Source organism: Roseomonas chloroacetimidivorans, assembly GCF_049629625.1.
Lineage (GTDB): Bacteria > Pseudomonadota > Alphaproteobacteria > Acetobacterales > Acetobacteraceae > Roseomonas > Roseomonas chloroacetimidivorans.
Window position 1 is genome coordinate 1 of record NZ_JBNBZS010000316.1, and the last position, 644, is coordinate 644.

The 644-nt window shown below is 66.9% G+C and carries 1 pseudogene; it reads right to left on the reverse strand.

The annotated features are described in order from the left end of the window. Window positions 1-132: 132 nt before the first annotated feature. Window positions 133-528 (reverse strand): annotated as a pseudogene (locus ACO1BU_RS37690) (IS5 family transposase); the annotation flags it as partial. Between the last annotated feature and the right edge of the window lie 116 nt (window positions 529-644).

Sequence of the window (644 nt, forward strand, 5' to 3'; positions counted from 1 at the left end):
TTGCTAGATTGGTCCACCCCGCCTGCCTGGCCGTAGCCTGTGGCGGCTCCACGCCGACCACGAACAGAAGCGAGGAACCCGCGACGTGACCACCACGCCGGTCATTGACCGACCCGATTACAGAAGGGCCTGTTAGCGCCTGATCCAGTCGAGTGTGGCGGCGAGGTGGAGGACGCCGAGGAAAGACGAGGCAGTTTTCTCGTAGCGCGTCGCCACGGCGCGCCACTCCTTGAGCCTGGCCCAGAGGCGTTCGACACGGTTGCGGTTGTTGTAGATCCAGTCTGGATAGGCGACTGAGGCCTCGTTCCTCTTGGGCGGTATCGCGGGACGTGCGCCGAGGTCCCAGACGTGCTCGCGAAAGGCATGGCTGGAGTAGCCGCGGTCGCCCACCACCCAGAGCGGCACGCCGGGAAGCGTGGCGAGGAGGGGCGCGGCGTGGGGCAGTTCGTGCGCTTGCCCCGGCGCCAGTGAGAAGGCGACGGCGCGGCCTGCGCTGTCGGCGATCACGCAGATCTTGGGTATCCATCCGGCCGGGGCCGCGGGCTATCGAGCGCAGACGTGCTGACCGCGCTCACCGCTTCTGGTCGAGGCAGAGTTCCTTGAGGCTTTCGATGCCGTGCTCGGTGAATTTGAGCGTCGCGCGA